Origin of the sequence: Brevundimonas sp. BH3, from assembly GCF_045345115.1 — a bacterium.
Taxonomy (GTDB): Bacteria; Pseudomonadota; Alphaproteobacteria; order Caulobacterales; family Caulobacteraceae; genus Brevundimonas.
In genome coordinates this window covers 593664-620102 of record NZ_CP150796.1, presented here as the reverse complement: position 1 = coordinate 620102, position 26439 = coordinate 593664, and the positions used below count along the sequence as shown (strand labels likewise).

Below are 26439 nucleotides of genomic sequence, written 5' to 3'. Positions count from 1 at the left end.
CCCACGGTGTAACTCCCTATTTTACACCCAGCTCGATCAGCAGATGATCAAGGCCGTAGACCTCACGCAAGGCCGTAGTGACCGCTTGGGTCGTCACGATCACGCTGCGGTTGGTGCGGATGTCATAGCCATAGGCATTGCGCTGGCTGAGCACAGTCGAATCGAAGTTCGCCCCGATGATCTCGCCCTTGGCATTCAGCACCGGCGATCCCGAAGAGCCACCGATGGTGTCCGTCGAGACAGCCATGTTCATTACCGTATTAGGGTCGATCCGGTCGCGCGCGGCTTGCAGACCCGGTGTCAGAACGAACGGCTCTGCACCCGTCGCACGGTCCCACAGACCTGCAAAGGTCGTGAAAGCACCAAAGCGCTGGCCCGGTACATCAGAGCCTTCAACCTTGCCATAGGTCAGGCGTAGCGTGCCGGTCGCATCAGGATAAACACTGTCGCCATAAACAGCAAAGCGGGCCGCTGACAGTTGTTCCGATGCCTTAACGGTCGGGGCCTCAACACGATTTTCCCAGTCCGTGCGCACAGCACGGGCATCAGCATCGATACGCAGCACATACTGGATCATCGGGTCCTCCGATGCCTGAACCGCAGCGAGGCCTCCTTCCCATAGGGCACGGCGCACCGCAGGATCAGCCAGTTTCGAGCCTTCAACTAGACGGGCCGACAAACCTTCAGGGCTTTCCTTGCCCAGCAAGGCCGCCATATAGGGGCTGTCGACTGTCAGCCACTCACGGGTCTTGGACAGCCACCATTCCAGACGGATCTGTTCCAGTTCCGGATATGTCGGCCTTTCGGCAAACAGCCGGGCCTCGACACCCGACAGGCGGCTGTCCGAATACTCGGGCAGGCGTTGATCCGAAGGCTTGGCCCGTTCCTGTGCACCACGCACGAGTGTTTTCGCATAGCCGAACAGGTTGGAACCACCGGCCACCGACGTCGTGCCCATGCCGGTTCCGCCTTCCAGCAGCGCCATCGGCGCATAAAGCTCGCGGGCGTCCGACTGGACAGCGGCCAGATTGGCCCACGGATCGCCGACCTGCGCCGAAAGCGCTTCGCTCTCGGCAACGCTGCGACGGAAGACCGTTTCCTGACCTGCCAGACGATCCATGAAGTCTGCATCGGTCAGGGCGCGCATACGGCCTACACCGCGCTTATAGGTGTTCTCGACACCGACAATCGGGTCCATGGCGATAAAGGCCTGCTCGTCGCCTTCTTCCGAATAACGGATCAGACGACCGCGCAGTTCGGACGCAATCAATTGGTCCATGGGCAGGACCACATCACGGATCGTCATCAACTGGGCCTGCGTCAAAAGACGCTGGGTCGAACCAGGATTACCCGACAGGAAGACAGGTTCGCCCTCGGTAGGCTTGTCAGCATTCCATGTGAAATGGGTTGGGGTCACTGCCGGCTTGCCGTCTTCGTAAACACGAATAAACGCCGCATCGATGGCAAAGCGCGGGAAGGAAAAGTTGTCTAGGTCACCGCCAAAGGTGGCCGCTCGGTCTTCCGGTGCCCAAGCCAGACGCACATCATCATATTTGCGGAACTTGTAGAGCTTGTACTGACCGCCGCGATACAGGCTGACCACCTGACAACGGATCGTCTTGTCCGTGCCGCAGACCGCGCTTTCAATGCGGGCGGCTTCGGCTTCCTTGGCGCGGGTGAAGGCCTGGCCGTCCAGACCTTCAGCGGCCTTGTTAACTCGCTCGGTCACATCGGTGATGTCAGTCAGGATTTCCGCCGTCGCGCCCTGACATTTCAGCTCTTCCTCGCGGCTCTTCGGCAGGAAGCCCGTCTCGGCATACTGAAGTTGCGGCGTGGACAGGTTGGCCACGCAGGTCGCAACGCAGTGGTTATTGGTCATGATCAGGCCTTCACCCGAAATCAGACCGGCCGAGCAACCGCCAAACTTCACCGACGACAGGCGAAGACGATCCAAAAGGCCTTGATCGATATTGGTACCAAGCTGCTGATTGGCTTTGGCGATGGGGAAGTTGTCATAGGTCCACATGCCCTCCTCGGCTGCGGCGGGCGTAACCGAGGCAGCAAAAGCGAGAACAGCAGCAGAAGCGAAGAATGCAAAATGGCGCATGAAGGGGGTCCCTCGTGAATTGCGCTGAAAAGACAAGAGGGGGCCGCCAAAGACAACCCCCTCCCGTAAACGTGACGCTTTAGCCGGTTTTAGCGGCGCACACCCAGTTCACGCAGCAGGTGCGGTTGGTTGTAAACCGTACGCAGGGCTTCGGTGATGGCCGAGGTCGAAACCGTAACCGTGCGATTCAGTTCGCCGTCATAACCGAAGCTGCCACCCAGCGAGTGGATGTTGCCGTCGAAGGCCGCGCCGATCACTTCACCCTTGGCATTGATCACCGGCGAACCGGAGTTGCCACCAATGATGTCATTAGTCGAAACGAAGTTATAAACCGCATCATTGTTCACGCGGTCACGCGCCGCCATGAAACGCTCCGAGGCATCATAAGGCGATGCACCGGTCTGACGCTCATACAGGCCACCGATATTGGTGAACGGGGTGATGGTCTTGTCACCCTCGGTCCAGCCCTTCACCGAGCCGTATGACAGACGCAGGCTAAAGGTCGCGTCCGGATACAGGTTGGTGCCATAAACGGCGAAACGGGCCTGAGCGATCTTTTCAGCCGCGCGCGAAGACGGGGCCGAAACCTCGGCTTCATACTGGGCGCGAACAGCTTGGGCCGCATCGTCATTGGCCAGTACGAACTTCAGCAAGGCATCGTCCGAGGCCGCGATCTGTTCCGGCGTCATAGCCAGAGCCTGAGCACGGAAGACCGGATCGGCCAGACGGGTGCCTTCCACCAGACGGGTGGCCAGCTCCTCGGGGTTCTCGGCACCGATCAGAGCCTTCACCTGCGGATGATCGGCCGTCAGGTATTCGCGGGTCTTGGTCAGCCAGAAGCTGAGCGCGATACGCTCAACATCATTGGCAATCGGCACCTCGGTGGACAGGCGACGGCCCATGGCCGCGATGTCCGCATCCGAATAACCGGCACGGCGTTGGTCGGCGGCCTTGGCGCGTTCCTTGGAGGCGCGCACGATCGAACGGGCATACGAGTACAGCGACGAGCGTTGGCCAGCCGCGGCTTCCAGTTGGCGATACGGCAGGTACAGACGACGCTGGGTGGCGACGACCGCATCCATATCGGCCCACGGATTACCGATACGCTCTGCCAGTGCCGGATCAGCCGCCACGCGCTCGCGCAGTTCGTTCTCTTCGGCGACCTTCTTGCCGAAGAAGTTTGGATCGGTCAGCGCGCCGACCTGGCCGTAGAAGACCTTGAAGCTGTTCTCCAAACCGAACAGCGGGTCTACCGTCACGCGGCGCGCTTCTTCCGAAGTGGTCGCATATTCGGTCAGACGACCACGCAGTTCCGACGACTGGATCAAGGTCACCGGCAGTTGCTGGTCACGCAGTTGCGACAGTTGAGAAACAGTCAGCAAGCGCTGGGTCGTGCCCGGATTGCCCGCGACGAAAACCGGATCGCCTTCCTTCGGCGCATCGGCATTCCACTTCAGGTGCACCGGCGAAGCCACCGGCTTGCCATCTTCATAGGCACGCAGGAAGGCCGCATCGAGGGCATAGCGCGGGAAGTTGAAATTGTCCGGATCGCCACCGAAGAATGCGGCTTGAAACTCTGGCGCGAACACCAGACGGACGTCGTCGTATTTCTTGAACTTGTAGAGTTTGTACTGGCCACCACGATAGAAGCTGATCACCTGACAGGTGCGCTTGGTATCGTCGCCGCAGGCTTCTTTCTGGATTTTTTCGATCTCGCTGGAGCGGGCACGCACAAAGGCACCGCCTTCAAGACCGGCACCGGCACCCAGAACACGATCCGTCACATCGACGATCTCGGTCAGGACTTCAGCGGTCTGGCCCGGGCAGGTCTTTTCTTCTTCGCGATTGGCCGTCACCCAGCCATTTTTGACATAGTCGTTTTCTGCGCTCGACAGGTCCTGAATGCACGACACCACACAGTGATGGTTGGTCAGGATCAGGCCTTCGCCCGATACGAACGATGCCGAGCAACCTTGCAGACGCACAGCCGACTCACGCACATTGTCCAGCCACTTCTGGTCCAAACGGGTGCCATAGGTCGTGTTGACGGCCTGGATCGGGAAATTATCAAAGGTCCACATACCTTCTTCGGCGCGGGCCGAAGAGGTCGGAACGCTGACCATGGCGGCGGCCATGCCCAGCACGGCCATCGAGGCCGAGAAGGTAATCGTACGACGAAGCGACATAGGGGCTCCCTTCGAAACACGGACAGGGCACCACGCCCTCCCCCTCTTCGAAAAATCCTGCCACCGCATTGGGTGGTATCCGCGCACAGCCATAATCCCAAGCCGTGCCCGAGGAAAGTCACAGTCTTACCCCGATTTAACTTGGCCTTGCGACAACCAGCCTCCAGAACATTCCCATATTACGAGGGTCGTTCTGAAATGTCGCTTGCGCTGTCCACGCTGCTCTTCGAGTGGCGCAGATATATGGCCGCCGTTATGGCTCTGGCCCTGTCAGGTCTGTTGGTGCTGGCCATGACCGGTGTCTTCATCGGTATAGGCAAGGGCTTCACGGCCCAGATCGAGCGCTCAGCTGCCGATATCATAATCATGCAGCCCGGTGCCAAAAGCCTGATTGGCGGGCCATCGGGTGTGCCCCGCCGCTTTATCCCGCTGGCCTATAACCATCCGGCCGTTGTCGAGGTGCAGCCGCTGGATGGTGCTGGCGGCACATTCCAGTCCATCAAGGAAGTGGATCCGACACGCAGTCAGGCCGATCGCGCCAAACAGGGGGCCCCGCGTCAAAAATTCGTTCAGTCCAGTATCATCGACACAACCCCCGGTTCCGTCACCATCCCGACCGACTATTCGCAAGAACTGGTCGATGCCCTGCGCCAACCCTATACGGTGGCGGTCGATGAAACCGCGCTGAAAACGCTTGGTGTCAAGCTGGGCGACAAGGCCCTTTATAACGGCCAGACTGTCACGGTCGTCGGCGTGACCCGTGGGTATCCCAACATGATGCAGCCGGGTGTCGTCATGTCACGCGACACACTGCGTATGGTCGGTCAGGCCGATACAGGTCCGCGTGTCGGGCCTCTGATGGTCAAGCTACGCGATCCGTCACAGGCCTCAATCGTTGCCGCCCAGTTGAACACGGCCGGCAATGGCCAGTGGAAGGCGTGGACCCGTCAGGAACTGGCCGATGCCAATGCCGGTGCCATGTTCGAAGAAGGTATTCTGGTCATTATCATCGGCGGCTGTGTTGTGCTGGGTGTCATCATCGGAGTGGCCATTACCTGGCAGACCCTGCGCGGCGCCATCATGGCCAATATCAAGGAATTCGCTTCGTTGCGCGCGCTTGGCGTCGGCATGGGCAGCCTGCGCCGTATCGTCATGGAGCTAAGCTTCTGGGTGGGTGTGGTCGGCGTTGGTGCCGCCATCTTCCTGACCTGGCTGGTTTCGCTATTTGCCATGGCCAATGCCGTTATCATCGCCCTGCCTCTGCCGCTGCTGATCGTGGTGGGCGGCGGCCTTATCGCCATCGCCATGCTGTCAGGCTTCCTGTCGATGGGCATTCTGAAGAAGAGCCAACCTGCGGACCTGCTGCGATGACCACTAAAGTTCACGGAAAACACGGCGAGTTCGCCATCGAGGCCAAGGGTCTGGTCAAACGGTTCAAGTCCGGCAAATCCTATGTGGAAGTGCTAAAAGGCGTAAGTTTCGACGCCCGTCACGGCGACCTGACCATGGTCATGGGCCCGTCCGGTTCGGGTAAATCGACCCTGATCGCCGCCTTGTCCGGCCTTTTGAGGCCCGAAGAAGGCCGCGTCGATGCGCTTGATGTTGACGACATGTGGAAACTGTCTTCGGGCAAGATCGACAAGTTCCGTCTGGATCACTGTGGCTTTATCTTTCAGGGCTTCAACCTGTTCCCGTCGCTCAGCGCCCTGCAACAGGTCACCACCGTCCTGAAGTTTCAGGGACTGACGCCCGATCAGGCCAAAAAACGCGCTACGCTTGCTCTCGAAGAAGTCGGCCTTGGCCACCGCCTGCATCAGCGCCCCGCAGCCCTGTCGGGCGGCGAGAAACAGCGCGTCGCTATTGCCCGCGCCCTCGCCAAAGACCCGCAAATCCTGTTCGCGGACGAGCCGACCTCGGCACTGGACGGCGAAAACGGACAGGTGGTCATCAAGCTTTTGCGCCGTGCCGCCACCGAACATGGTGCGGCCGTAATCTGCGTGACCCACGATCCGCGCCTCGAAGCTTGGGCCGACCGAGTCATCCATATCGAGGACGGTGTGATCATTGATGATCAACGCCGCATCCCTAATCCCGACGCCGTTCTGGCCTCGCACTAACCCCGATCCTCAAGGACATCCCACATGCCCGCTTTCCTAAAAAACAAATGGCTCTGGATCGGCCTCGTGCTGCTGATCGTACTCGTCGTCGGCTTCAGCTCCTTCCAGAAGGCCAGCGCCACCAAAAAAGCTGAAGAAGCCGCTCAAAAAGAAAAGAAAATCGAAAGCCCCTATGCGGCGATTGCCAACGGCAAGATCGACGTTGAGGGCGGCATCATCCAGATCGCAGCCCGTCGCGGCGGCGTTGTGCGCGATGTTCTGGTTCAGGAAGGCGACATGGTCACCTCCGGCCAGGTTTTGGCCCGTCAGGAAGACGACGAACCGCGCCTGCAACTGCAAACCGCCAATGCCGATCTGGCCAGCGCCCAGAGCCAGCTTCGTCAGATTCAAGTCGACATTAGTGCTGCCGAACGTGAGCTGGCCCGCATGCAGCAATTGGCGGCAACCAATTTCGTTGCGGCCCAGCGTCTTGACCAAGCCCGCGATGCTGTGGCTTCGGCCCGTGCGCGTATGAGCGCCCAACAGGCATCCGTCGATACGGCCCGCGCGCGTCGCGATCAGGCCGCCTATAATGTTGAAATGACGGTCATCCGTGCGCCTGCCGATGGCCGTATCGTGCGCCGCTATGCCAATCCGGGGGCCGGTGCCTCGACCCTGAACGTGTCGAACATGTTCGACCTTGAGCCGAAAGCCCCGCGTATCGCCCGTGCTGAAATCGTCGAGGCCGACATTCCCAATGTTGCCGCCGATCAACAGGTCGAAGTTACGCCGGAAGGTGATCCCTCCAAGGTCTATATCGGCAAGGTTCTGCGCCGTGCCGCCGTCTTCGGGGCCCGTAAGCTGGCTTCGGATGACCCCTCACAACGCACTGACGAGCGCGTCGTTGAGGTGGTCGTAGACGTCGGTGACGCCCCACTGCTGATCGGTCAGCGCGTGCTGGTGAAGTTCATGAAGCCGGGCGAGACTGCCGGTGCCAAGCGCGAACCTGCAATCGGCGTTCCTGCCAATCGCGCCATGCAGACCCCAGCCCGTCGCTAAGCGACTAACTACAATCAAAAAGCCCGCCATTAAGGCGGGCTTTTTTCTTACACGGTGATCTTCGATCAGCGGCCCTCAAACGAAGCGGGGCGCTTTTCCAAAACCGCTGTCACGCCCTCGATATGATCCTCGGTCAGATGAGCCAATGCCTGCATAGCGGCACTCATTTCCAGCATCTGATCGAAATTGGTATCACGCCCCTGACGCAACAATGACTTGCCCATACGCACGGCCTGGGGCGGCTGGCCCGCAATCTGGCGAGCGGTCGTCATGGCTTCTTCCATCAGGTTATCATGCGGCACCACGCGATTGACCAGACCCCACTTGTCCGCCGTTGCTGCATCGATCGATCGAGCCGTGAACAGCATCTCCGCCGCACGGTTATAACCAATATTGCGCGGAAGTAGCCACGAGCCGCCATCGCCCGGAATAATGCCCAGCTTCATAAACGGAATACCGAAACTGGCTCGGTCTGAAGCAATGCGGATATCGCCAAGGCCCGCAATGTCACAGCCCAAGCCCATGGCCGGACCGTTCACCGCCGTCACCAACGGCACCTCCAGCCCATAAAGCGCCCGCACAATACGATGTACGACACGGCGATAACGCTCGCGAATAGCCGCGCCCGAGCCTTCGAACAGGTCGCGACGTTCCTTCATGGCCTTAAGATCGCCCCCTGCCGAAAAGGCACGCCCTTCGCCCGTCAGCACTACGCACGACACGCCGGGGTCGGCATTGACGCGCTCGCAGGCATTGGCCATCTCGTCGCCATCGGTCAGGTCCGGCAAGGCGTTTAAACGCTCCGGGCGGCTAAACGTCCAGATAACGACAGAGCCTTCGCGCGTCTCGGTAATCAGGGCCATGGGAACTCCGCAAGGAAAGAATGACGACGGGTTCTTTCAACCCTTCCCTGCCCGGCATCAAGCCACAGGACCCTAAAATGCAAAAAACCCCGGCCGTTCTGACCGGGGTTCGATATTTAAGCCAAACAGGTCTCGCGTCTACGCGCGCGCCTTATTCAACTTGATCGGCACAAAGTTGGACGGATGGCTGATCACGCGATCACCTGCGCCATTCACATTCTTTGTGTTCACCAGCATGCCGCCAAAAAGGGCAAAGGACATCATGGCGTGTTGGAGTTTACGGTTCTTGTCGTTCATAGCGTTTCCTTTCAGTTGAACGAGAAAGAAAACACGCTTGCTTTTTGGGACTCTCACCCTGTGAAGTCAGTTCGTGTAATGGGTCCTATATAGACTAAAGGTTGAGAAAGTCAACAATTATGCTCAGAGATCAGAGCATCTGTCGCACCCTTGTCATAAAAGCAGTTCAGAATAGAAGAGAGCATGCCCGATAAGTGCCCCGCGCCCCCGCGTTCGATAACAAGTCCCTGCATCATGGTCTGCACAGTCGATGGGTCTTCCGGCTTATGCCTCGGCTGTTACCGTACCTTGGGCGAGATTGCGGAGTGGAGCCGGATGGGAGAACAGCGCCGCCAGCAATTGATGCTGGAGCTACCCTCCCGTATTGAACGCATCCATCCAAAACTGCGCTAAGAACAAGGTTCCCGCGTAAACCTTTTGTTCGCCACGTCGGTTCACACCAAAAGAACCCCAAGGTGGCAGGATCAGCTCATGATCCGCTTCGACACGCGCTCTATCACAATCTTTATCGCCGCAGTAGCCACTTCGCTGGCCTGCGTCGGTGCCTTGCATCTGGCCTATAGCGCCGAGCCACAAAGCCCCGTCGCGCTGCGCTCGTCCTCGCTGACGCCCATTGCTGCGCCCGCCGTGTTGCGCGCAGCCGACGGCCACTACTGGGCCGAGGCCGCCATCGAAGGCCGGTCCATGCGTATGCTGGTCGACACCGGTGCAAGCCTGGTCACACTCAGCCGTCACGACGCCCGCAAGCTGGGCGTCATCCCGCACGACAGCGATTTTTCGCAAACCCTGACAACAGCCGCAGGGCCGGTTCGTGCGGCCCCCGTCGTTCTGCGCGATATCGCCATCGCCGGTGTGCAAATGAAGAATGTCGAGGCCGTTGTGGTTGATCGCGACCTGCCCGCGCCGCTTCTGGGGATGAGTTTCCTTGGTCGCCTGTCCGCCTTCGAGGCCCGCCCCGATGGCATCGTCCTGAAGGGTTAACCCCTAGCGCGCGCCAAACGGTACCACCTTGTTATTGCGGTCATGGCCGATATCGGCCTCCCCCAGATAGGCAATGCCCGAACGCTCGCACCAGTAGCGGGCGATTTCCACCGCCGTCATACCGAAGTCGGGATCATTCTCGGTAACGTCCGACACGCGCCCCATGCGGATACCCGCGCACTTGCGGATCGAGGCCTGCCCCGTCAGGTGGAACATCATCCTGTCCACACGATAAAGCGCCTCGGAAACCTCTTCCAGCATAATGACATGACCCGACAGGTCCGGCTCGACCGCCGTGCCCACCAGCTCATTCAGAATGGTCAGATTAAACGCCACAGCAGGGCGCGGATCACTCGCCAGATTGCCTTCCAGCGAAGACGCATCGCCAGTTCGCAGCCAGTTCACCGCCCGCAAACCCGTTTCGTCATTGCGCGAGCCATCTGCCGCCATCGGCCCGTGTGCCACCTGACCAATGCCCGCCTTGTACAAGGCCGCCAGCAAGGTTCCGGCATCCGAATAGCCCATATAGCGCTTGGCGCGGGCGTGTTCGTTCAACTGCGGGATCACCGCCTCGGCAATCCGGCATGCGCCATAGCCCCCGCGCGCAAACCAGACGGCATCGAGATCGGGATCATTGGCCCAGTCCACAAAAGCCGCCGCCCGTGTGGCGTCATCACCGCCAAAATGGCCATGCACCTCATAGAGCGACGGATGCATCACCAGTTCCACCTCGCCCGCAGGCCATAGACGCGCCGCCCAGTCCGCAATCGCCTGTCCGCGCACTGGATCAAGTCGCGAGCTGGCATTGACCACACCGATACGGAAAGCTTTGGTCGTCATGGTCTGTCGGATCTCGTCAACGGGAATGGTGTTCTGGGGTGGCGCAAAGCGTCTTGCGTGCTAGTCAGGCACCGGACAACTCCCGACCTCCTGCGTCAAGATCAGGCCCATGATTAAAGACTACTATTTCTGTGGCATCGGTGGATCCGGCATGATGCCGCTGGCCCTGATCGTACAATCGCAAGGCCATCGCATCGCCGGTTCGGACCGCTCGCTGGATCAGGGACGTACCCCTGAAAAGTTCGACTGGCTTCGCGCACATGGTGTGGCCCTGTTCGCTCAGGACGGTTCGGGCGTGATCTCGCCAAACCAGATCGTTGTCGCCTCGGGTGCCATCGAGGACACAGTGCCCGATATCGCTGCCGCCAAGGCCGTGGGTGCCACCATCATCACCCGCCCGCAAATGCTGAGCCAGTTGTTCAATACCGCCCCGACCTCGATCGGTGTGGCAGGCACCAGCGGCAAGTCCACCATTACCGGCATGATCGCCTGGATCTTGCATCAACTGGACCGTCAACCGACCGTCGTGAACGGCGCTGTGATGAAGAATTTCGCCACCGAGGATCACCCCTTTGCCTCGGCCCTCATCGGCAGCCCCGAGGTCTTCGCCGCCGAGGTCGATGAGTCCGATGGCTCTATTGCCCGCTATGACGCCACGGTCGCCGTCGTCTCCAACATCTCGCTCGACCACAAGTCGATGGAGGAACTGCGCGACCTGTTCGGCGGCTTCGTCGGGCGTGCCAAGGCTGCCGTGCTGAACCTCGACAATAATGAAAGCGCCGCCTTGGCCGCCCGTCTGTCCGGCAAGCCGGTCCTGACCTTCTCGCTGCACAATCCCGCCGCCGATCTACATGCCCGCAACATCGAGCCACTGGCCGACGGTATCCGCTTCGACCTGATCGATCAGGGCCATACCGACACATTACGCCTCAAGGTTCCGGGCGCTCACAACATCGCCAATGCTCTGGCCGCCATCGCCGCCGTCAAGGCGCTGGGCCTTGATGTGGCCGATGCCGCCAAGGCGCTGGAAAGCTTCGAGGGCATCCGTCGCCGTCTGGAAACCGTCGGCACCAAGAACAGCATCACCGTCATCGACGATTTTGCCCATAACCCCGACAAGATCTCGGCCACGCTGAATACCCTGCACAGCTATGCAGGTCGCCTGATCATCATGTTCCAGCCGCACGGCTTTGGCCCGCTGAAGCTGATGAAGGCCGAGTTCATCGACACCTTTGCCTCGCTGATGAAGAACGGTGACGTCCTTCTGATGCCGCAGCCCGTCTATTATGGCGGCACCACCGACCGCAGCGTCACCTCCGAAGACATTGCCGAAGGCGTCCGCCAGCGCGGCCAAACCGCCGAAGCGCTGGAAACCCGCGAAGACTGCGGCAACCGCATTGTAGAACTGGCCCAAGGCGGTGACCGCATTCTGGTCATGGGTGCCCGCGACGACACCTTGTCTGTTTTTGCGCGCGATATTCTGGACCGGATTTAAGGTTTCCCACCCACATCAGCGAACATAGTAACGCTGGCGCTCTTTTGGTATTGCAAATCGTTCTCAATTTATGGCACAGCCATTTTGTGAACAATGTTGCCTCCCCGTCCGAGACTGCCGAAGCCCGCCCTGCGGCGGCTATGAACGCGCGTCGTTCGTTCTGGCTGAAACAGCTTCATACATGGCACTGGATTTCAGCGGCCATCAGCCTTGTCGGCATGATGCTGTTTGCTATTACCGGCATTACGCTGAACCACGCCGCCAGCATTCCCTCGACCCCGGTGGTCAAGGAAACCCTGGCGCAAATCCCGACCCCTCTGGTCCGGCGCCTCGCAGAGTTTCCCGAGGAAACCACCGATCCGGTGCCCGACTATATGGTGCGTTGGGCTTCCGAGATTCTGAGCGTCAACATCGCCGACAAGCCGACCGAAACCACGGCGGAAGAAATCTATGTCGCCCTGCCCATGCCGGGTGGCGATGCATGGATGACGATGGACCGCACCTCAGGTGAAGTCGTCTATGAAAAGACCACGCGCGGCGCGATCTCGTATCTGAACGACCTGCACAAGGGCCGTAACAGTGGCACGGTGTGGTTCTGGTTCATCGATGTGTTTGCCGTCGCCTGTGTGATCTTCACCCTGACCGGCCTTGCGCTTGTCTGGCTGCATGCCCGCAGCCGCCCGTCCTCATGGCCACTGGTAGGTCTGGGACTGCTTATTCCTGTCGTTATCGCCCTTATCTTTATCCACTGACGAGCATCCTCCTATGCGTAAGCTTCCTCTCGTCCTGACCACCGCCGCCATGACGGCCGCTGCCGCTCCGGCACTGGCCGCCGACCTGTCGGTGACTGTGGACGTTCCGCGCCTGAACACGGCCTCCTACCACCGCCCCTATGTGGCTGTGTGGATCGAGAACCCCGACCAGTCCCTGAACCGCAGCCTCGCCGTCTGGTATCAACAGACCCGCAATGCCGAGGGCGATGGCAAGGACTGGCTGAAGGATATGCGCACATGGTGGCGCAAGGGCGGTCGCGCCATGCAGCTTCCGGCCGACGGCGTTTCCGGCCCAACCAAGGCTCCGGGTCGCCATACGGTCACTGTGCCTGCCGCACGCCTGCGTAATCTGGCCCCCGGCAACTATGTGATTGCGGTCGAGGCCGCGCGTGAGCTGGGCGGTCGCGAGATCGTCCGCGTTCCCTTCCGCTGGGGCGGCCCGAACACGGCCAACGGCTCCGGCTCTTCCGAACTCGGCGCTGTGCGCGTCAACGTCACCCGCTAAGGATCAGTTTCATGAAAAAGACCCTCGCCTTTCTGGCCCTGACGGCCGCTCTGGCCGCCCCGATGGCCGCTCAGGCTCACCGCGCATGGATGGCCCCGACGGCCACCGTCCTGTCGGGCAATGATGCATGGGTCGGCTTTGATGCCGGCATGTCCAACATCGTCTTCCATCCCGACCATGCCGCCATGCGCCTGTCGGGCCTCGACATCACCGCACCGGACGGCACCAAGCTGCAAGCACAGAACAGCGCACAGGGCCGCTACCGCTCCATGTTCGATATCGAACTGAAGCAGGAAGGCACCTACCGCATCGCCAATGTCGCACAGGGCTTTATGGCCATGTACGAACAGGGCGGCGAGCGTAAGCGCTTCCGTGGCACCGAGGCCGAGTTCGCCACCGCCATTCCGGCTGACGCCACCAATGTGGTGCCGACCCGTACCGCCTCGCGCACCGAAACCTTTGTGACGCTGGGCAACCCGAATGATACGGCGCTGGCTCCGACCAACCAAGGTCTGGAACTGATCCCCGTCACCCACCCGAACGATGCGGCCGAGGGTGAAACCTCGACCTTCAAACTGCTGCTGAACGGTCAACCGGCTGCCGGTGTGGATGTCACCATCGCCCGCGAAGGCATCCGCTATCGCAGCAACCCTGAAGAAGTCACCGTCAAGACCGCTGCTGACGGTACCTTCTCGGTCGCATGGTCGGGTGCCGGTCTGCACTGGATCGGCGCTTCGGTCCGCTCGGAGGGTGCCAATGGCCAGCCGGGCACCAATGCCTCCTATAACGGCACGATCGAAGTCCTGCCGTAAGTATGAAACGCTCCAGTTCCGCCCCCTCGCCTGTCATTATCGGCGATCCAGTCGCCAATGATTTCGGCGAGAACCGCGTGTTGATCCCACCGGTAGAGGGCGGTCCTGAACGCCCGCCCAGCGACATGGTCTGGTCGCTGGACGGGCTGAGCATGGGGACGAGCTGGCAGGTGCGCTTTGTGCCACCGCCAGCCTCGGACCTTCAAACCTTCCGCGCCGCCATCGAGGCCGAACTGGACACGGTGATTGCCCTGTTCAGCCCGTGGGTAGACCACAGCGAAATCTCGCGCTTCAATAATGCCGATACCGGCTTTGTGCCGTTATCCGAACAATTCTGGTCGCTTCTGACCGCCTCGCTCGACCTTGCCGACGATGTGAACGGTGCGGTTGATCCTACACTGGGTGCCCTTGTCGATCTGTGGGGCTTTGGCCCGCAGGGTCCGCGCCCGTCGCTCCTCCCCGTCCCGTTAGAAACCGATATTGCCGAGGCCCTGAAGGTCAGTGGCTGGAACCGCCTGCGCCTGAACCGCGACGAACGCTCGGCGCTGCAAGCGGGCAATATGAAGCTGGACTTTTCCGGCATCGCCAAGGGCCATGCTGTCGACCGGATTTCCGACCTCCTGACCCGTCTCGGGGCCACCTCGCATCTGGTAGAGATCGGTGGCGAGTTGAAAGGGCGCGGCGTCAAACCCGATGCCCAGCCATGGTGGGTCGAGATCGAAACCGTCGAGAACAGCCCTGCCCCGCGCACCGTCTGCGCCCTATATGATCTGGCCGTGGCCACATCCGGCGACTGGCGCAAAAGCTTTAGCCACAATGGTAAAAACTATAGCCACACGATCGACGGCTCGACCGGCTATCCGGTCAATAACGGCGTGGCACAGGTCACCGTATTCGAGGCTTCGGCCATGCGCGCCGATGCTCTGGCGACGGCGCTGACCGTTCTTGGTCCCAATGACGGCCTTGATTTGGCCCGCGCCATGAACCTGTGCGCCCATTTCCTGATCCGCACCGAAGACGGCCTTCGCGAAGCCTATACCCCGGCCTATGCCGCCATGATGGACGACGAAGCGACCGCTTCGCCCGACCAGTAAGACCTTTGTTTGTGACCGCATGACTGTGACTTCCGATCTTAGCAACTGGATGTGGGCCGGTGGCCTGACCGCCCTGTGGCTGGCCCATGCAGGCTGGGCCTTTGCCAAGTCCCGCAAGCTGGCTCGCACCAAGAAGGCCCGCTCCGAAGAGCTGAAATCCGGTGCGGCCCACACCGTGCTGGTCGCCTATGGCAGCCAGACAGGTCTGGCCTCGGAACTGGCAGAAAAGACCGCCTCGGCCCTGACCGATGCCGGTGTGGCGGCGCGTGTCATCGCGCTCAGCGAACTGGACGCCGATACCCTGTCGGTTGCCCGCCGCATCCTGTTCATCGCCTCGACCACGGGCGAAGGCGATGCACCTGACAATGCTTCGGGCTTCCTGCGTCGGCATATGGGTCAGCCCATGGCCCTGTCGCATCTGTCCTATGCCGTACTGGCACTGGGTGACAGCAGCTATGAGCATTACTGCGCCTTTGGCCGCGCGCTGGACCACTGGCTGGCCGCCAGCAAGGCCAGCCCCATCTTCGAGCGGATCGAGGTCGATAATGGCCGCATCGAAGACATCCACCACTGGCAGCACCACCTGTCGGCCCTGACCGGCTCGACCACCGATCATGACTGGGCACCGCCCGCCTATGATCCGTGGATACTGGCCGAGCGCACCTTGATGAACCTCGGCAGCCCCGGCGGCGAGGCATGGCACTTACGCTTTACGCCCAAGGGCCACAGCCCGAACTGGCAGGCCGGAGACATTGCAGAAATAGTGATTCCGGTTGCAGGTGACGCCCCCGATCTGCACCGCGAGTATTCCATTGCCAGCCTGCCACAGGACGGCAGTCTGGAACTTTGCGTGCGTCTGGCCACCCTGCCCGATGGCGGCTTTGGGGCCGGTTCCGGCTGGATGATCCAAACCCTGAAAATGGGCGGCGAAGTGGAAATGCGGGTCCGCAGTAACCCCGCCTTCCGTCCGGTCTCACCGCAATCCACCGCGATCCTGATCGGCAACGGCACCGGCATTGCGGGGCTTCGCGCCCATCTGAAAACCCGCACCGGACAGGCCCCCACGTGGCTGCTGTACGGCGAACGCACTGAGGCACACGATGCCCTGTTCGACGTCGAGCTTCAGCAAATGCTGGCCGACAAGCGCCTGACCCGACTGGACCGCGCATGGTCGCGTGACGAAAGCGATGGCCGCTACGTCCAGCATCTGGTGTCGGAAAATGCCCGCGAGATCGTCCGCATGGTCGAAGAAGGGGCGACGATCTTTGTCTGCGGCAGTCTGGAAGGCATGTCGCAGGGCGTCCACGCGGCCCTCGAAGTGGCGCTGGGCGAGGACATACTGAATGGCCTAACCGACAGCGGCTATTACCGACGCGACGTCTATTAAGGCCTTAGACCTCGGACCAGCGCCGAAGCAGATTGTGATAAACGCCCGTTAGCTCGATCACAGCCTGATCTTTCGGACCACGCTCGATGTTCAGACGCTGGATCGCCACATCCATGCGGAACAGGCTCTCGCGGTCGGCATCGTCGCGGATCAGGCTCTGCAGCCACATGAAGCTGGATACCCGTGCGCCGCGCGTCACGGGCGTGACACGGTGCAGGCTTTTTGACGGATACAGCACCATGTCACCGGCGGGCAGTCTGACGCTCTGCTCGCCATACATCTCTTCGATCACCAGTTCGCCGCCGTCATAATCTTCCGGCTCGCTCAGAAACAGGGTGGCCGACAGGTCACTGCGGATACGCATATTGCCGCGCTGGCGAATGGCATTATCGACATGCAGACCAAAAGTGTCCCCGCCCTCGTAACGGTTGAACAGCGGCGGAAACAGGGTGTGCGGCAGGGCCGCCGACATGAACATCGGATGGGCATAGAGCGCCTGTGTCACCAGTGCCGACATCTCTTTCGCCTCGGCACAGTCTTCGGGCAGTTGCCGGTTCTGCTTGGCCGTCGCCGACTGGTGGCCAGAGGTCATATTGCCATCCGCCCACGGCCCCGCATCCAGAACCGAGCGCAAACGCGCCACTTCGTCCTTGGTGAAGACAGCAGGAATGTGCAGCAGCATGTCGGATCAATCCTAGGAAAGATGCAAATGACCCTGCCACCGCAAAGGTGAGAGGGCCATAAGTTTCGGTTTTCAAGACCGCGATCAGTAACGCAGGTTCAGCGTCAGCAAAGCCTGACGGCCCGGTGCCACATCGGCGTGGTGTACGCCGTTGGTGCGCATGATGTAGCGCTCGTCGCCGACATTCTTGACGTTCAGCGTCACCGACGCCGTATCATTGATGTCATAGGTGCCCATCAGGTCCACGCGGGTATATTCCGGCGCATAGACGCGGTTGTTACCACCACCGGCACCGCCCTGATTACCCCCCCACGACTTGGACACATAATAGACGCCGCCTCCGACAGTCAGCTTGGACAGCAGACGATAGGTGGTGAACAGGCTGGCCGAATGTTCCGGCGTATTGGCAAGGGACTCGCCAACCACGGTGCTGTTGTAAGCGCCCTTGGTCAGTTCGGAATCCATCCAGGTATAACCACCGAACACCTGCCACTTGTCGGTGATGTTACCGGCTGCCGACAGTTCGACACCCTTCACCTCGACCTCGCCCGCCTGTGCGTACACATTCGGTGCCGTCAGGATCTGGGCGTTTTCACGGGTCAGCTGGAAGGCAGCAATACCCAGAGACAGCTTCTGGTCAAACAGATTGGCCTTGGCCCCGATCTCGAAGCTCTCGGTTTCTTCCGGCTCCAGCAGACGGTCGGACAGATTGCCCGAACCAATGCCACTGCCGGTGTTCTGGTCACCTGCCGAAATGGTCGGCGGGGTCGAAGACGTAGACCACGAAGCATAGATGCTGGAGTTCTGCGTCGGCTTGTAAACCAGACCGGCCTGATAGTTTGTGAAGGTCCAGTCGCCCTGACGCGCTTCATAGGTGGTTTCACCACCGCCACGCGGCACAATGGCATCCACACCTTCAACCGAATAGTCATCGTAACGGATGCCCAGATTCAGGATCAGCTTGTCGGTCAGGTTGATCGCATCGAACGCATACAGGGCCAGAGTGTCGGTCGTGTTGCGGCTGACGGGTCCGCGCGTGATGGTGCCGGACCAGCTATCCGAAGTGTTCGGTGCATAAAGCGGCGTGCAATCCATGCCCGTCAGCGGTGCCGGACAGGCCGCGCCCGATGTCGTGACCACCGTATAGGAGGCGTTGCGGTTCTTTTCGCGCGACAGTTCCACACCGGCATTGAAGTTGTGGCGGATCGAACCGGTGTCAAAGCTGCCGGTCAGGTCGGTCACATTGGCAATGGTTTCAGCCGGATTCCAGCGCGACTTGGTCCCGCGCTTCATCCACCAGACGCCGTCCACATTGGCCACGCCACCATTGGTGACATTGCCGCCGTCGCCGGGATTGGTGACGACATAGTCGTTCAGGGTTTGCGAATAGCGGCTGACATTGCGGATACGCAGCGTGTCGCTGAAATCGTGGGTAAAGATGGCCGAGAAGGTATCGACCGTATTTTCCAGATAGTCGCGGTCCTTCAGGCCATAGAAGGCGTCGCGCGGCACATCCAGAATACCACTTTCGTCATCGCGCACATTGGTCTTAGTGAATAGCGGCAGGCCATAGTCCGGCATCTGGTTGGACGTCAGATGGTAATAGCTGGCCGTAAAGGTGGTGTCGGTGCCAAGGCCCGCCGCAAAGGCTGCGGCCACGCCCCACTTGTCGTAATCAACCGTATCACGGCCCGGCACGTCGCCTTGGGCACCCATGATGTTCAAACGCAGGGCCGCATTCTCGCCAACGCGATAATTGCCGTCCACCGTACCGCGCAGATAGCCGTCCGTTCCCGCACCGATCGAAGCGTTGGTAAAGGTGGTCAGGCGCGGCTGCTTGGTGGCCAGATTGATGCTGCCACCGCCCGAGCCACGGCCCGCATAGACCGCATCAGGACCCTTCACGACTTCTACCTGTTCAAGATTGAACAGTTCGCGCTGCTGGCCACCTGCATCACGCAGACCGTCGACAAAGATGTTGTTGCCCGAGGCCTGACCACGGATGACCGGACGGTCGGCCAGCGGCTGGCCACCTTCGCCTGCGCCCAGCGTGATGCCCGGCGAGTTGGCCAGAATATCCTGCAGCGACATGGCTGCCGTCTGCTCGATCACCTGTTGCGGAATCACGGTCACAGCGCGCGGCGTATCCACCAGCGGCGCAACGAACTTGTTACCCGACGGCTCGCGACGGGCCTTGTGACCGTTAACATCGATAGTACCGAGATTGGTGCTGTCCTGCGCTTCGGGCAGGGGCGCGATGTCTTCGGCCATGACGGGTGCTGCGGCCAGCACACCGGCGGCTCCGCCAGCCAGGAAAAGCGCCTTCAGTGCCAAGGCTCGGGTATCGGACATCGGGTTCAGCCCTTGATGTAAAAATGAGAAGCGCTTGCATATAGGCTGCGTCAGACTGTCGCAAGTCGAATGATAACCGTTCTCATTATCACGCTTAAAAGGTGTGCAAATTTGTCGCACCCGATCCGTTCTGCCCCCTTGACCGTTCCACTGTTACAGCATAGTGGAACACTCATGACGACACAGCCCTCACGCCCTGCCTCGACACCCGCCCCAAAGGACACCGCCCGCGCGGCCCTTCTGGAGGCCTTACTGTCCATGCAGTCGCCCGAGGAAATGGAGGCCTTTCTGGCCGACCTTTGCACACCGGCGGAGCTACGGGCCTTTACCGAGCGCTGGCAGGTGGCCCGTTTGCTGGACGGAGGCGGCAAGTCCTATCGCGAGATTGCCGCCGAAGCCGAGGCCAGCCCCACCACCGTTGTCCGCGTGGCCCGCTACCTGAAGGACATGCCGCATCAAGGCTATCGCATCGCCCTTGATCGCCTTTCGTCCGCTGACTGAATTCTACCCGAAAGAGTAACCCCATGAGCACCGCACAAGGTCGGCTCCGTATCGCCATTCAGAAATCCGGCCGTCTGGCCGACCGCTCGCTGGACCTCATCCGCGATGCGGGCCTGAAATGGGTCAAGGGTCACAACGAACTGCTTTACCGCGTCGAGAACTATCCCATCGACCTGATCCGCGTGCGCGATGACGACATCCCCACTTTCGTCGCCGATGGCGTGTGCGATCTGGGCATTGTCGGCGAGAACGTCCTCGAAGAAGGCCGTAATGGCGGCCCCAATGCCGAAGTGGTCATGCCGCTGGGCTTTGGCCGCTGCACGCTGAAACTGGCCACCTTGCCGGGCATCGACTGGCAGGGTCCGCAGTCGCTGCAAGGCCAGCGCATTGCCACCTCCTATCCCAATATCCTGAAGCGATATCTGGCGGGTGAAGGGGTCAAGGCCGATGTGGTGCTAATGCGCGGTGCCGTCGAGGTTGCCCCGCGCATGAAGCTGGCGACCGGTATCTGCGATCTGGTTTCGACCGGTGCCACGCTGGAAGCCAACGGCCTCGTGGCCCGCGACACCGTGTTTGAATCGCAGGCCGTCCTGATCAAGTCACCCACACCGCCCGAGGCGGAACTGGCCGATCTGCTGGACAGCATCATGGAGCGCATGAGCGGCGTTATCGCCTCCTCGGGTGCGAAATATGTGATGATGAACGCCCCGCGTGCCGCACTGGACGACATCATCGCCATCCTGCCGGGGGCTGGATCGCCCACGATTATGCCGCTGGCGGGTCGTGATGATGCCGTGGCGCTTCACGCCGTGTGTCAGGAAGCTGTATTCTGGGAAACGCTGGAAAAGCTGAAGGCCGTCGGGGCCTCGGCCATCCTTGTCCTGCCCATTGAGAAGATGATGTGATGAAGACGTTTGAATGGTCCCAACTGGATGCCGCCCAAAAGCGCGAGGCACTGGCCCGTCCGGCCAACCGCGTCGCCGCCGATGTGACGGATGTGGTGCGCCAGATCATGGATGACGTCGCCGCACGCGGTGGTGCCGCCGTAACCGACTGGTGCCTCAAGCTGGACGGTGCCCCGCCGCGTCGCATCGTGATCAATATCGAGACGCTGAACGCCGCCCGCGATCTGCTGGCCCCTGCCGATACCCGCGCGATCCGCATGGCCGCCGAGAATATCCGCGTCTTCCATCAGGCGACCAAGCCGTCGGATACAGACCTGATCGAAACCACCAAAGGCGTGCGCTCCAAGCTGGCATGGCGCGCTATCAAGACGGCAGGCATCTATGTTCCGGGTGGCACCGCCCCCCTGTTCTCGTCCCTGTTGATGCAGGCCATCCCGGCGCAGGTGGCCGGTGTGGCCACCCGCATCGTCGTGACCCCGCCCTCCAAGGATGGAGGCGTCCACCCCGCCATGATTATTGCTGCCGCCGAGGCGGGCCTTGAGGCCATCTGGGCCATGGGCGGCGCACAGGCCATCGCCGCCATGACCTATGGCGTCGAACTGGCAGATGGCATCATTCCGCGCTGCGACAAGCTGTTCGGGCCGGGCAATGCCTATGTGGCCGAGGCCAAAAAACAGGCCGCTGCCCTGCCTTCCGGTCCAGCCATCGACATGCCCGCCGGTCCGTCCGAACTGATGGTGGTGGCCGATAGCGCCGCCGATCCGATCATCGCCGCCGCCGACCTTCTGGGTCAGGCCGAACACGATACCGACGCACAGGTCATTCTGGTCGCCACATCCAAATCCGCCCTCAACGCCATTATCGAAGAGGTCGAAGACCAGATCACCACCCTGCCCCGCGCAGAGATTGCCCGCGCCTCGCTGGCCAATGCCCGCGGCATCCTTGCCCGTGACCGCGAGGCGATACTGGAGGCCATCAACCTCTACGCCCCCGAACACCTTGCCCTGCAAACCGAGGATGCCGGTGATCTGGTAGACGGGATCGAAGCTGCCGGTGCCATTTTCGTCGGTGCATGGGCCGCAGAAACCCTCGGCGATTACGCCGCCGGTCCCAGCCACGTCCTGCCCACTGATGGCAGCGCCCGCGCCCTTGGCGGTATCACCACCGCCAGCTTCATGACCTCGATGTCGGTGCAATATGTCAACGAGGAAGGCGCATACACCCTTGCCCCCGTGGCCGCACGCCTTGCCCGTCTCGAAGGGTTGGAAGCCCACGCCCGCGCCGCAGATTACAGGTGTGAAGAATGAGCCTGCCCGCCCCCTTTCCTCCGCTCGTCTCGGGTGCCGAGGGTCTGGACACCTATCCGGCCAGTCCTGCGGCTCTGGCGGCACGCATGGCCGATATCTATGGCGTCGATCCCGAGCAGGTCCTGCCTGTTCGCGGCCTGACCCACGCGCTGGAACTGGTGTGGCGCCTGGCGGCCCGTGACGGTGGCTCGGTCGAGGCCCCCAAGGCCGAGCCTTACTTGCGCCTGTCGGCCATCTATCCAGCCAAGGGCGATGCAATGGCCGTTATCGCGCGCGCCGTCGGATCACTTGAGGCCATCACCGAAATGGCTGCCCGCGTCGCTCCCTCCCTGCTAGTGGTGGACGAGGGCATGATCGAGTTTTCCGAGGCCACCTCGGCCGTCACGGTCATTAAAGACACACCCAACCTCGTCGTGCTGCGCAGTCTGTCACTGGCCCATGGTCTGGCCGGTGCGCGTGTCGGGGCCGCCATTGCCCAACCGCAAATCCTCGCCCGCCTTGAAAGCGTGCTGGAACCCTATGCCCTGCCCGCCCCGCTGGTGAAGCTGGCGCAGCAGGTGCTGGACCCGTCGCGGATGCTGGAAAGCCATGAGCGTATCGCCACGGTCCGCCGTGAACGCGAACGCCTCGTGCGCGAGCTGTCGCGCCTCATGCCCGTCGATAACGGCATCGGCCCGATCATCATCGCCCGACCCGCCGATATCGACAGCGCTCTGGCCGCGTTGAAAACATACGGCATCAGTGCCGATGTGTCCGAAGAGCGCCTGCGCCTTCCGGTCGCGCTCAAGCCCGAAGTCAATGACCGCCTTCTGGCAGCCTTTGGACTGATGCCCTCCAGCGCCCGCCCTGCCCGCACCGGTCAGTCGGTACGCGACACCAAGGAAACCCGTATCGTCTGCGCGGTAAACCTTGATGAAACAGGGCCAGTCAAAATCGAAACCGGCGTCGGCTTCTTTGACCACATGCTCGAACAGATCGCCGCTCACGGTGGCTTCTCGCTGCGTCTCAAATGCGAGGGCGATCTGCACACCGATCCGCACCACACCATCGAGGACAGCGCCATTGCTCTGGGTCAGGCCCTGAAACAGGCACTGGGCGAGCGCAAGGGCATCCAGCGTTACGGCTTTGTCCTGCCGATGGACGAAGCCAATGCGGTTGTTTCCATCGACCTGTCGGGCCGTCCCTTCCCTGTTTTCGAAGGCACGTTCGATACGCCCTATCTGGGTGACTATCGCACCGACATGACCGCCCACGTCTTCCGTTCCATGGCCGAACACCTCGGTGCCGCCGTCCACATCAAGGTCACCGGCACCGACGACCACCACAAGACCGAGGCCTGCTATAAGGGCTTTGGCCGCGCGCTGCGTCAGGCCATCAAGGTCGAAGGCGACGCCATTCCCTCGACCAAGGGTGTGCTATAGCCATGAATGTCACCCTGATCGGTTATGGCGCAGGTAATATCGCCTCGGTGCGGTTCGCGCTTGAGCGTCTGGGAGCGCGGGTGCGTGTGACAGATGACCCTGCCGACATCCCCGAGGCCGAGCGTGTCATCCTGCCGGGCGTAGGGGCGGCAGGTTATGCCATGAAGCAGCTATCGGCGCTGGGTCTGATCGAGCCTCTGCGAGCTTTCGAGCGCCCGTTGCTCGGTGTCTGCCTAGGCCAGCAACTGCTGTTCGAAACCTCCGACGAAGACGGCGGGGCCGATATGCTGGGCCTGATCGACGGTCGCGTCACCCCCGTCATTCCCGGCCCTTCGCGCCCCTCGCCCCATATGGGCTGGAGCCGCCTGAACATCCGTCGCGACGATCCGCTAATGGAGGGCGTGAAGGCTGGTGAATGGGTTTATTTCGTTCACAGCTTCGTCTGCCCCGATGGCAATGCCACCGTCGCCTATGCCGATTACGGCCAGACCGTCCCCGCTGTCGTCAACAGCGCCAACCGCTGGGGCTGCCAGTTTCACCCCGAACGCTCGACCAAGACCGGTGCCCGTATCTTGAAAAACTTCCTCGAGTTGCCCGCATGATCATCTATCCCGCCATCGACCTGAAAGACGGTTTTGCGGTGCGCCTGATGCACGGCGATTTCGATCAGGTCACCCGTTACGACGACAATCCTGCCAGCCGCCTTGCCAGTTTTGCTGCCGAGGGCGCGCAATGGGTCCATATCGTCGATCTGGACGGGGCCAAGGCCGGTGCCGCCCGCCAGTATGAACTGGTTGGAGAGATGGCCAGCGCCGTGGACATCAATATTCAGTGCGGCGGTGGTGTACGCACCGAAGATGATATCAAGCGTCTTCTGGATGCCGGTGTCAGTCGCGTCGTGGTCGGCTCTTTGGCCGTCACCCAGTCGGATCAGGTTCTGGCCTGGCTGGACCAGTTCGGCCCCGAAGCCATCACGCTCGCCCTTGATGTCAAATACGAGGACGATATTCCCGTGCCTGCCCTCAAGGGCTGGACCCAGTCAGCCGGTGTCGATCTCTGGACCGTGCTAGACCGCTATCCGTCCGAGTATCTGCGCCACGTCCTGATGACCGATGTCAGCCGAGACGGAGCCCTGACCGGTGCCAATCTTGACCTACTGACCGAGGCCCTGCGCCGTCGACCCGAACTGAAAATTCAGGCCTCAGGCGGTGTCGCCTCGCTTGACGATCTGACCAGAGCCAAGGCGATCGGTTGCGACGGAGCCATTACCGGTCGCGCCATCTATGAGGGCCACTTTACCGTCGCCCAAGCCCTGAAAGCGGTTGCATGACCGCACGCAGAATAATCCCCTGCCTCGACGTAAAAGACGGCCGCGTCGTTAAAGGCGTCCGCTTTGAGGGCCACGTCGATATGGGCGATGCCGCCGAACTGGCCGCCCGCTATCGTGACGAGGGCGCGGACGAGTTGGTCTTTTACGACATCACCGCCAGTCCCGAAGGCCGCACGCTGGATTATTCATGGGTGCAGGACATTGCCCGCCTGTTGGATATTCCCTTCTGCGTCGCGGGCGGTATCCGCACCGTCGAACAGGCCTCGCGCTGCCTCGACCACGGGGCTGACAAGGTATCGATCAACTCTCCGGCGCTGGAGCGCCCCGAACTGATCACCGAGATGGCGCGGGTACTGGGTCGCCAGTGCGTTGTTGTCGGCGTGGACAGCGCCTTTCAGGACGGCGAGTGGAAGGTCCACAAATACACCGGCGATCCCGATGCCCGCCAAGGTGCCGGCAAGCGAACGCTGGACTGGATTCTGGAAGCCCAAAGTCTTGGGGCCGGAGAGATCGTGCTGAACTGTATCGATCAGGACGGCGTGCGCAAAGGCTATGATATCAGCCAGCTTTCAGCCGTACGCGAGCGCCTGACCATCCCGTTGGTAGCCTCTGGTGGAGCCGGTGCCATGGAGCATTTCCTCAGCGCCTTCCAAGAGGCCGATGTTTCGGGTGCTTTGGCCGCCAGCGTCTTCCACTCGGGGGCCATCGCCATTCCCGACCTGAAAACCTATCTGGACGCCAACGGCATAGAGGTGCGGATATGACCGCCATCATCACCGATTTCGACATCAAGAGCATCGACTTTGCCAAGGGCGGCGGTCTGATCCCCGCCATCGTTCAAGATGCCGATACGCTTCAGGTCCTGACCCTTGCCTATATGGACGAGGCGGCCCTAGCCGAGACACTGGAAAGAGGTCAGGCCACCTTCTTTTCACGGTCGCGCGGCGGTCGCTGGCGCAAGGGTGAAACCTCGGGCGACTTCCTCAATGTAGTATCCGTCACGCCCGACTGCGACGCTGATGCGGTCGTGGTCAAGGTGCGCCCTGTCGGCAATGCCTGCCACCTGAACCGCACATCCTGCTTTGGCGATGAAGTCGCCCCCGGTGTCGGGCAACTGGCGAAACTGGAACGCACGATTGCCGTCCGTGCCGCCGCCGATCCACAAGAAAGCTGGACCGCCCGCCTGATGCAGCAAGGCATCAAACGCATCGCCCAAAAGGTTGGCGAAGAAGGCGTTGAAACCGCGCTTGCTGCTGTTGACGGACCCGACGAGGAAGTGGCCAGCGAAACTGCGGATTTAATCTACCACCTGCTGGTCCTGCTTCAGGCGCGCAGCATGAAACTTAAGGATGTCATCGACGTTCTGAAATCGCGTGAAAAATAACCCTTCGGGGTAACGAACTGTCATACACGCAGCGGTAACATGGCTGTGCTTTGCTTTTTATA

General features: G+C 61.1%; 26 protein-coding genes. 19 read left to right on the top strand and 7 right to left on the bottom strand.

The window, feature by feature from the left end; genetic code table 11:
- Positions 1–16: 16 nt before the first annotated feature.
- Positions 17–2107, bottom strand: coding sequence for a S46 family peptidase (locus WEU32_RS02960; protein WP_406852803.1), 2091 nt, complete (start codon positions 2105–2107; stop codon positions 17–19).
- Positions 2108–2196: 89 nt separating this feature from the next.
- Positions 2197–4293 (bottom strand): S46 family peptidase, encoded by a 2097-nt coding sequence (locus WEU32_RS02955; RefSeq protein WP_406852802.1) that lies wholly within the window; start codon positions 4291–4293, stop codon positions 2197–2199.
- A gap of 198 nt (positions 4294–4491) precedes the next feature.
- Here WEU32_RS02955 and WEU32_RS02950 point away from each other — a divergent pair, with 198 nt between their 5' ends.
- The 3 genes from WEU32_RS02950 to WEU32_RS02940 are packed head-to-tail and all read left to right on the top strand — an operon-like array spanning position 4492 to position 7448.
- Positions 4492–5664, top strand: a complete 1173-nt coding sequence (locus WEU32_RS02950) for an ABC transporter permease (RefSeq protein WP_312135014.1) — start codon at positions 4492–4494, stop codon at positions 5662–5664.
- Positions 5661–6410, top strand: coding sequence for an ABC transporter ATP-binding protein (locus WEU32_RS02945; RefSeq protein WP_312135012.1), 750 nt, complete (start codon positions 5661–5663; stop codon positions 6408–6410). Before WEU32_RS02950 ends, WEU32_RS02945 begins: the two co-directional genes overlap by 4 nt.
- A gap of 24 nt (positions 6411–6434) precedes the next feature.
- Positions 6435–7448 (top strand): HlyD family efflux transporter periplasmic adaptor subunit, encoded by a 1014-nt coding sequence (locus WEU32_RS02940; protein ID WP_406852801.1) that lies wholly within the window; start codon positions 6435–6437, stop codon positions 7446–7448.
- 65 nt (positions 7449–7513) lie between these two features.
- Here WEU32_RS02940 and WEU32_RS02935 read toward each other — a convergent pair whose 3' ends face one another.
- Together WEU32_RS02935 and WEU32_RS02930 are read right to left on the bottom strand one after the other, a co-directional pair.
- Positions 7514–8311 carry a crotonase/enoyl-CoA hydratase family protein gene (locus WEU32_RS02935; protein WP_406852800.1) on the bottom strand — a complete coding sequence of 266 codons (798 nt, stop codon included), beginning with the start codon at positions 8309–8311 and terminating at the stop codon, positions 7514–7516.
- A gap of 138 nt (positions 8312–8449) precedes the next feature.
- Positions 8450–8608, bottom strand: a complete 159-nt coding sequence (locus tag WEU32_RS02930; protein WP_312135006.1) for a hypothetical protein — start codon at positions 8606–8608, stop codon at positions 8450–8452.
- A 183-nt stretch (positions 8609–8791) separates the two neighbouring features.
- On the opposite strand from WEU32_RS02930, the gene WEU32_RS02925 reads away from it, so the two are divergent.
- A complete protein-coding gene (locus WEU32_RS02925; RefSeq protein WP_406852799.1) occupies positions 8792–9001 on the top strand; it encodes a DUF1289 domain-containing protein in 210 nt (69 codons plus the stop codon).
- 78 nt (positions 9002–9079) lie between these two features.
- Positions 9080–9589 carry a TIGR02281 family clan AA aspartic protease gene (locus tag WEU32_RS02920; RefSeq protein ID WP_312135002.1) on the top strand — a complete coding sequence of 170 codons (510 nt, stop codon included), beginning with the start codon at positions 9080–9082 and terminating at the stop codon, positions 9587–9589.
- A gap of 3 nt (positions 9590–9592) precedes the next feature.
- Here the strand turns inward: WEU32_RS02920 and WEU32_RS02915 are convergent, their stop codons facing one another.
- Positions 9593–10429, bottom strand: a complete 837-nt coding sequence (locus WEU32_RS02915; RefSeq protein WP_406852798.1) for an LD-carboxypeptidase — start codon at positions 10427–10429, stop codon at positions 9593–9595.
- Between the two features lie 109 nt (positions 10430–10538).
- Here WEU32_RS02915 and WEU32_RS02910 point away from each other — a divergent pair, with 109 nt between their 5' ends.
- The 6 genes from WEU32_RS02910 to WEU32_RS02885 all read left to right on the top strand — a co-directional run bounded on the left by WEU32_RS02910 (position 10539) and on the right by WEU32_RS02885 (position 16495).
- A complete protein-coding gene (locus WEU32_RS02910) occupies positions 10539–11924 on the top strand; it encodes a glutamate ligase domain-containing protein (protein WP_406852797.1) in 1386 nt (461 codons plus the stop codon).
- A gap of 140 nt (positions 11925–12064) precedes the next feature.
- Complete coding sequence (locus tag WEU32_RS02905; RefSeq protein ID WP_406853486.1) at positions 12065–12676, top strand: PepSY-associated TM helix domain-containing protein; 612 nt, start codon at positions 12065–12067, stop codon at positions 12674–12676.
- Positions 12677–12689: 13 nt separating this feature from the next.
- Positions 12690–13202 carry a DUF2271 domain-containing protein gene (locus WEU32_RS02900; protein WP_312134996.1) on the top strand — a complete coding sequence of 171 codons (513 nt, stop codon included), beginning with the start codon at positions 12690–12692 and terminating at the stop codon, positions 13200–13202.
- Between the two features lie 11 nt (positions 13203–13213).
- Positions 13214–14014 carry a DUF4198 domain-containing protein gene (locus WEU32_RS02895; protein ID WP_312134994.1) on the top strand — a complete coding sequence of 267 codons (801 nt, stop codon included), beginning with the start codon at positions 13214–13216 and terminating at the stop codon, positions 14012–14014.
- Positions 14015–14016: 2 nt separating this feature from the next.
- Positions 14017–15108, top strand: a complete 1092-nt coding sequence (locus WEU32_RS02890) for an FAD:protein FMN transferase (RefSeq protein WP_406852796.1) — start codon at positions 14017–14019, stop codon at positions 15106–15108.
- Between the two features lie 25 nt (positions 15109–15133).
- Positions 15134–16495, top strand: a complete 1362-nt coding sequence (locus tag WEU32_RS02885) for a sulfite reductase subunit alpha (protein ID WP_406852795.1) — start codon at positions 15134–15136, stop codon at positions 16493–16495.
- A gap of 4 nt (positions 16496–16499) precedes the next feature.
- Here WEU32_RS02885 and WEU32_RS02880 read toward each other — a convergent pair whose 3' ends face one another.
- Entirely contained in the window at positions 16500–17177 is a 678-nt protein-coding gene (locus WEU32_RS02880; protein ID WP_406852794.1) for a Fe2+-dependent dioxygenase, read from the bottom strand.
- An 84-nt stretch (positions 17178–17261) separates the two neighbouring features.
- Positions 17262–19529, bottom strand: coding sequence for a TonB-dependent receptor (locus WEU32_RS02875; RefSeq protein WP_406852793.1), 2268 nt, complete (start codon positions 19527–19529; stop codon positions 17262–17264).
- A 174-nt stretch (positions 19530–19703) separates the two neighbouring features.
- Here WEU32_RS02875 and WEU32_RS02870 point away from each other — a divergent pair, with 174 nt between their 5' ends.
- From WEU32_RS02870 to hisIE, 8 genes are read left to right on the top strand one after another with little or no spacing between them, the layout of a single operon-like run.
- Positions 19704–20030: a YerC/YecD family TrpR-related protein gene (locus WEU32_RS02870; protein WP_406852792.1), complete on the top strand. Its 327-nt coding sequence runs from the start codon at positions 19704–19706 to the stop codon at positions 20028–20030.
- Between the two features lie 23 nt (positions 20031–20053).
- Positions 20054–20935 (top strand): ATP phosphoribosyltransferase, encoded by an 882-nt coding sequence (gene hisG, locus WEU32_RS02865; RefSeq protein WP_406852791.1) that lies wholly within the window; start codon positions 20054–20056, stop codon positions 20933–20935.
- Entirely contained in the window at positions 20935–22242 is a 1308-nt protein-coding gene (hisD, locus tag WEU32_RS02860; protein WP_406852790.1) for a histidinol dehydrogenase, read from the top strand. Before hisG ends, hisD begins: the two co-directional genes overlap by 1 nt.
- Positions 22239–23663 carry an imidazoleglycerol-phosphate dehydratase HisB gene (gene hisB / locus WEU32_RS02855; protein WP_406852789.1) on the top strand — a complete coding sequence of 475 codons (1425 nt, stop codon included), beginning with the start codon at positions 22239–22241 and terminating at the stop codon, positions 23661–23663. The genes hisD and hisB overlap by 4 nt, the downstream gene beginning before the upstream one ends.
- 2 nt (positions 23664–23665) lie before the next feature.
- Positions 23666–24265, top strand: coding sequence for an imidazole glycerol phosphate synthase subunit HisH (gene hisH / locus WEU32_RS02850; RefSeq protein ID WP_312134977.1), 600 nt, complete (start codon positions 23666–23668; stop codon positions 24263–24265).
- A complete protein-coding gene (gene hisA, locus WEU32_RS02845) occupies positions 24262–24993 on the top strand; it encodes a 1-(5-phosphoribosyl)-5-[(5-phosphoribosylamino)methylideneamino]imidazole-4-carboxamide isomerase (protein WP_406852788.1) in 732 nt (243 codons plus the stop codon). The genes hisH and hisA overlap by 4 nt, the downstream gene beginning before the upstream one ends.
- Complete coding sequence (gene hisF / locus WEU32_RS02840; protein WP_406852787.1) at positions 24990–25757, top strand: imidazole glycerol phosphate synthase subunit HisF; 768 nt, start codon at positions 24990–24992, stop codon at positions 25755–25757. Before hisA ends, hisF begins: the two co-directional genes overlap by 4 nt.
- Positions 25754–26377, top strand: a complete 624-nt coding sequence (gene hisIE / locus WEU32_RS02835) for a bifunctional phosphoribosyl-AMP cyclohydrolase/phosphoribosyl-ATP diphosphatase HisIE (protein ID WP_406852786.1) — start codon at positions 25754–25756, stop codon at positions 26375–26377. The genes hisF and hisIE overlap by 4 nt, the downstream gene beginning before the upstream one ends.
- Positions 26378–26439: the final 62 nt, after the last annotated feature.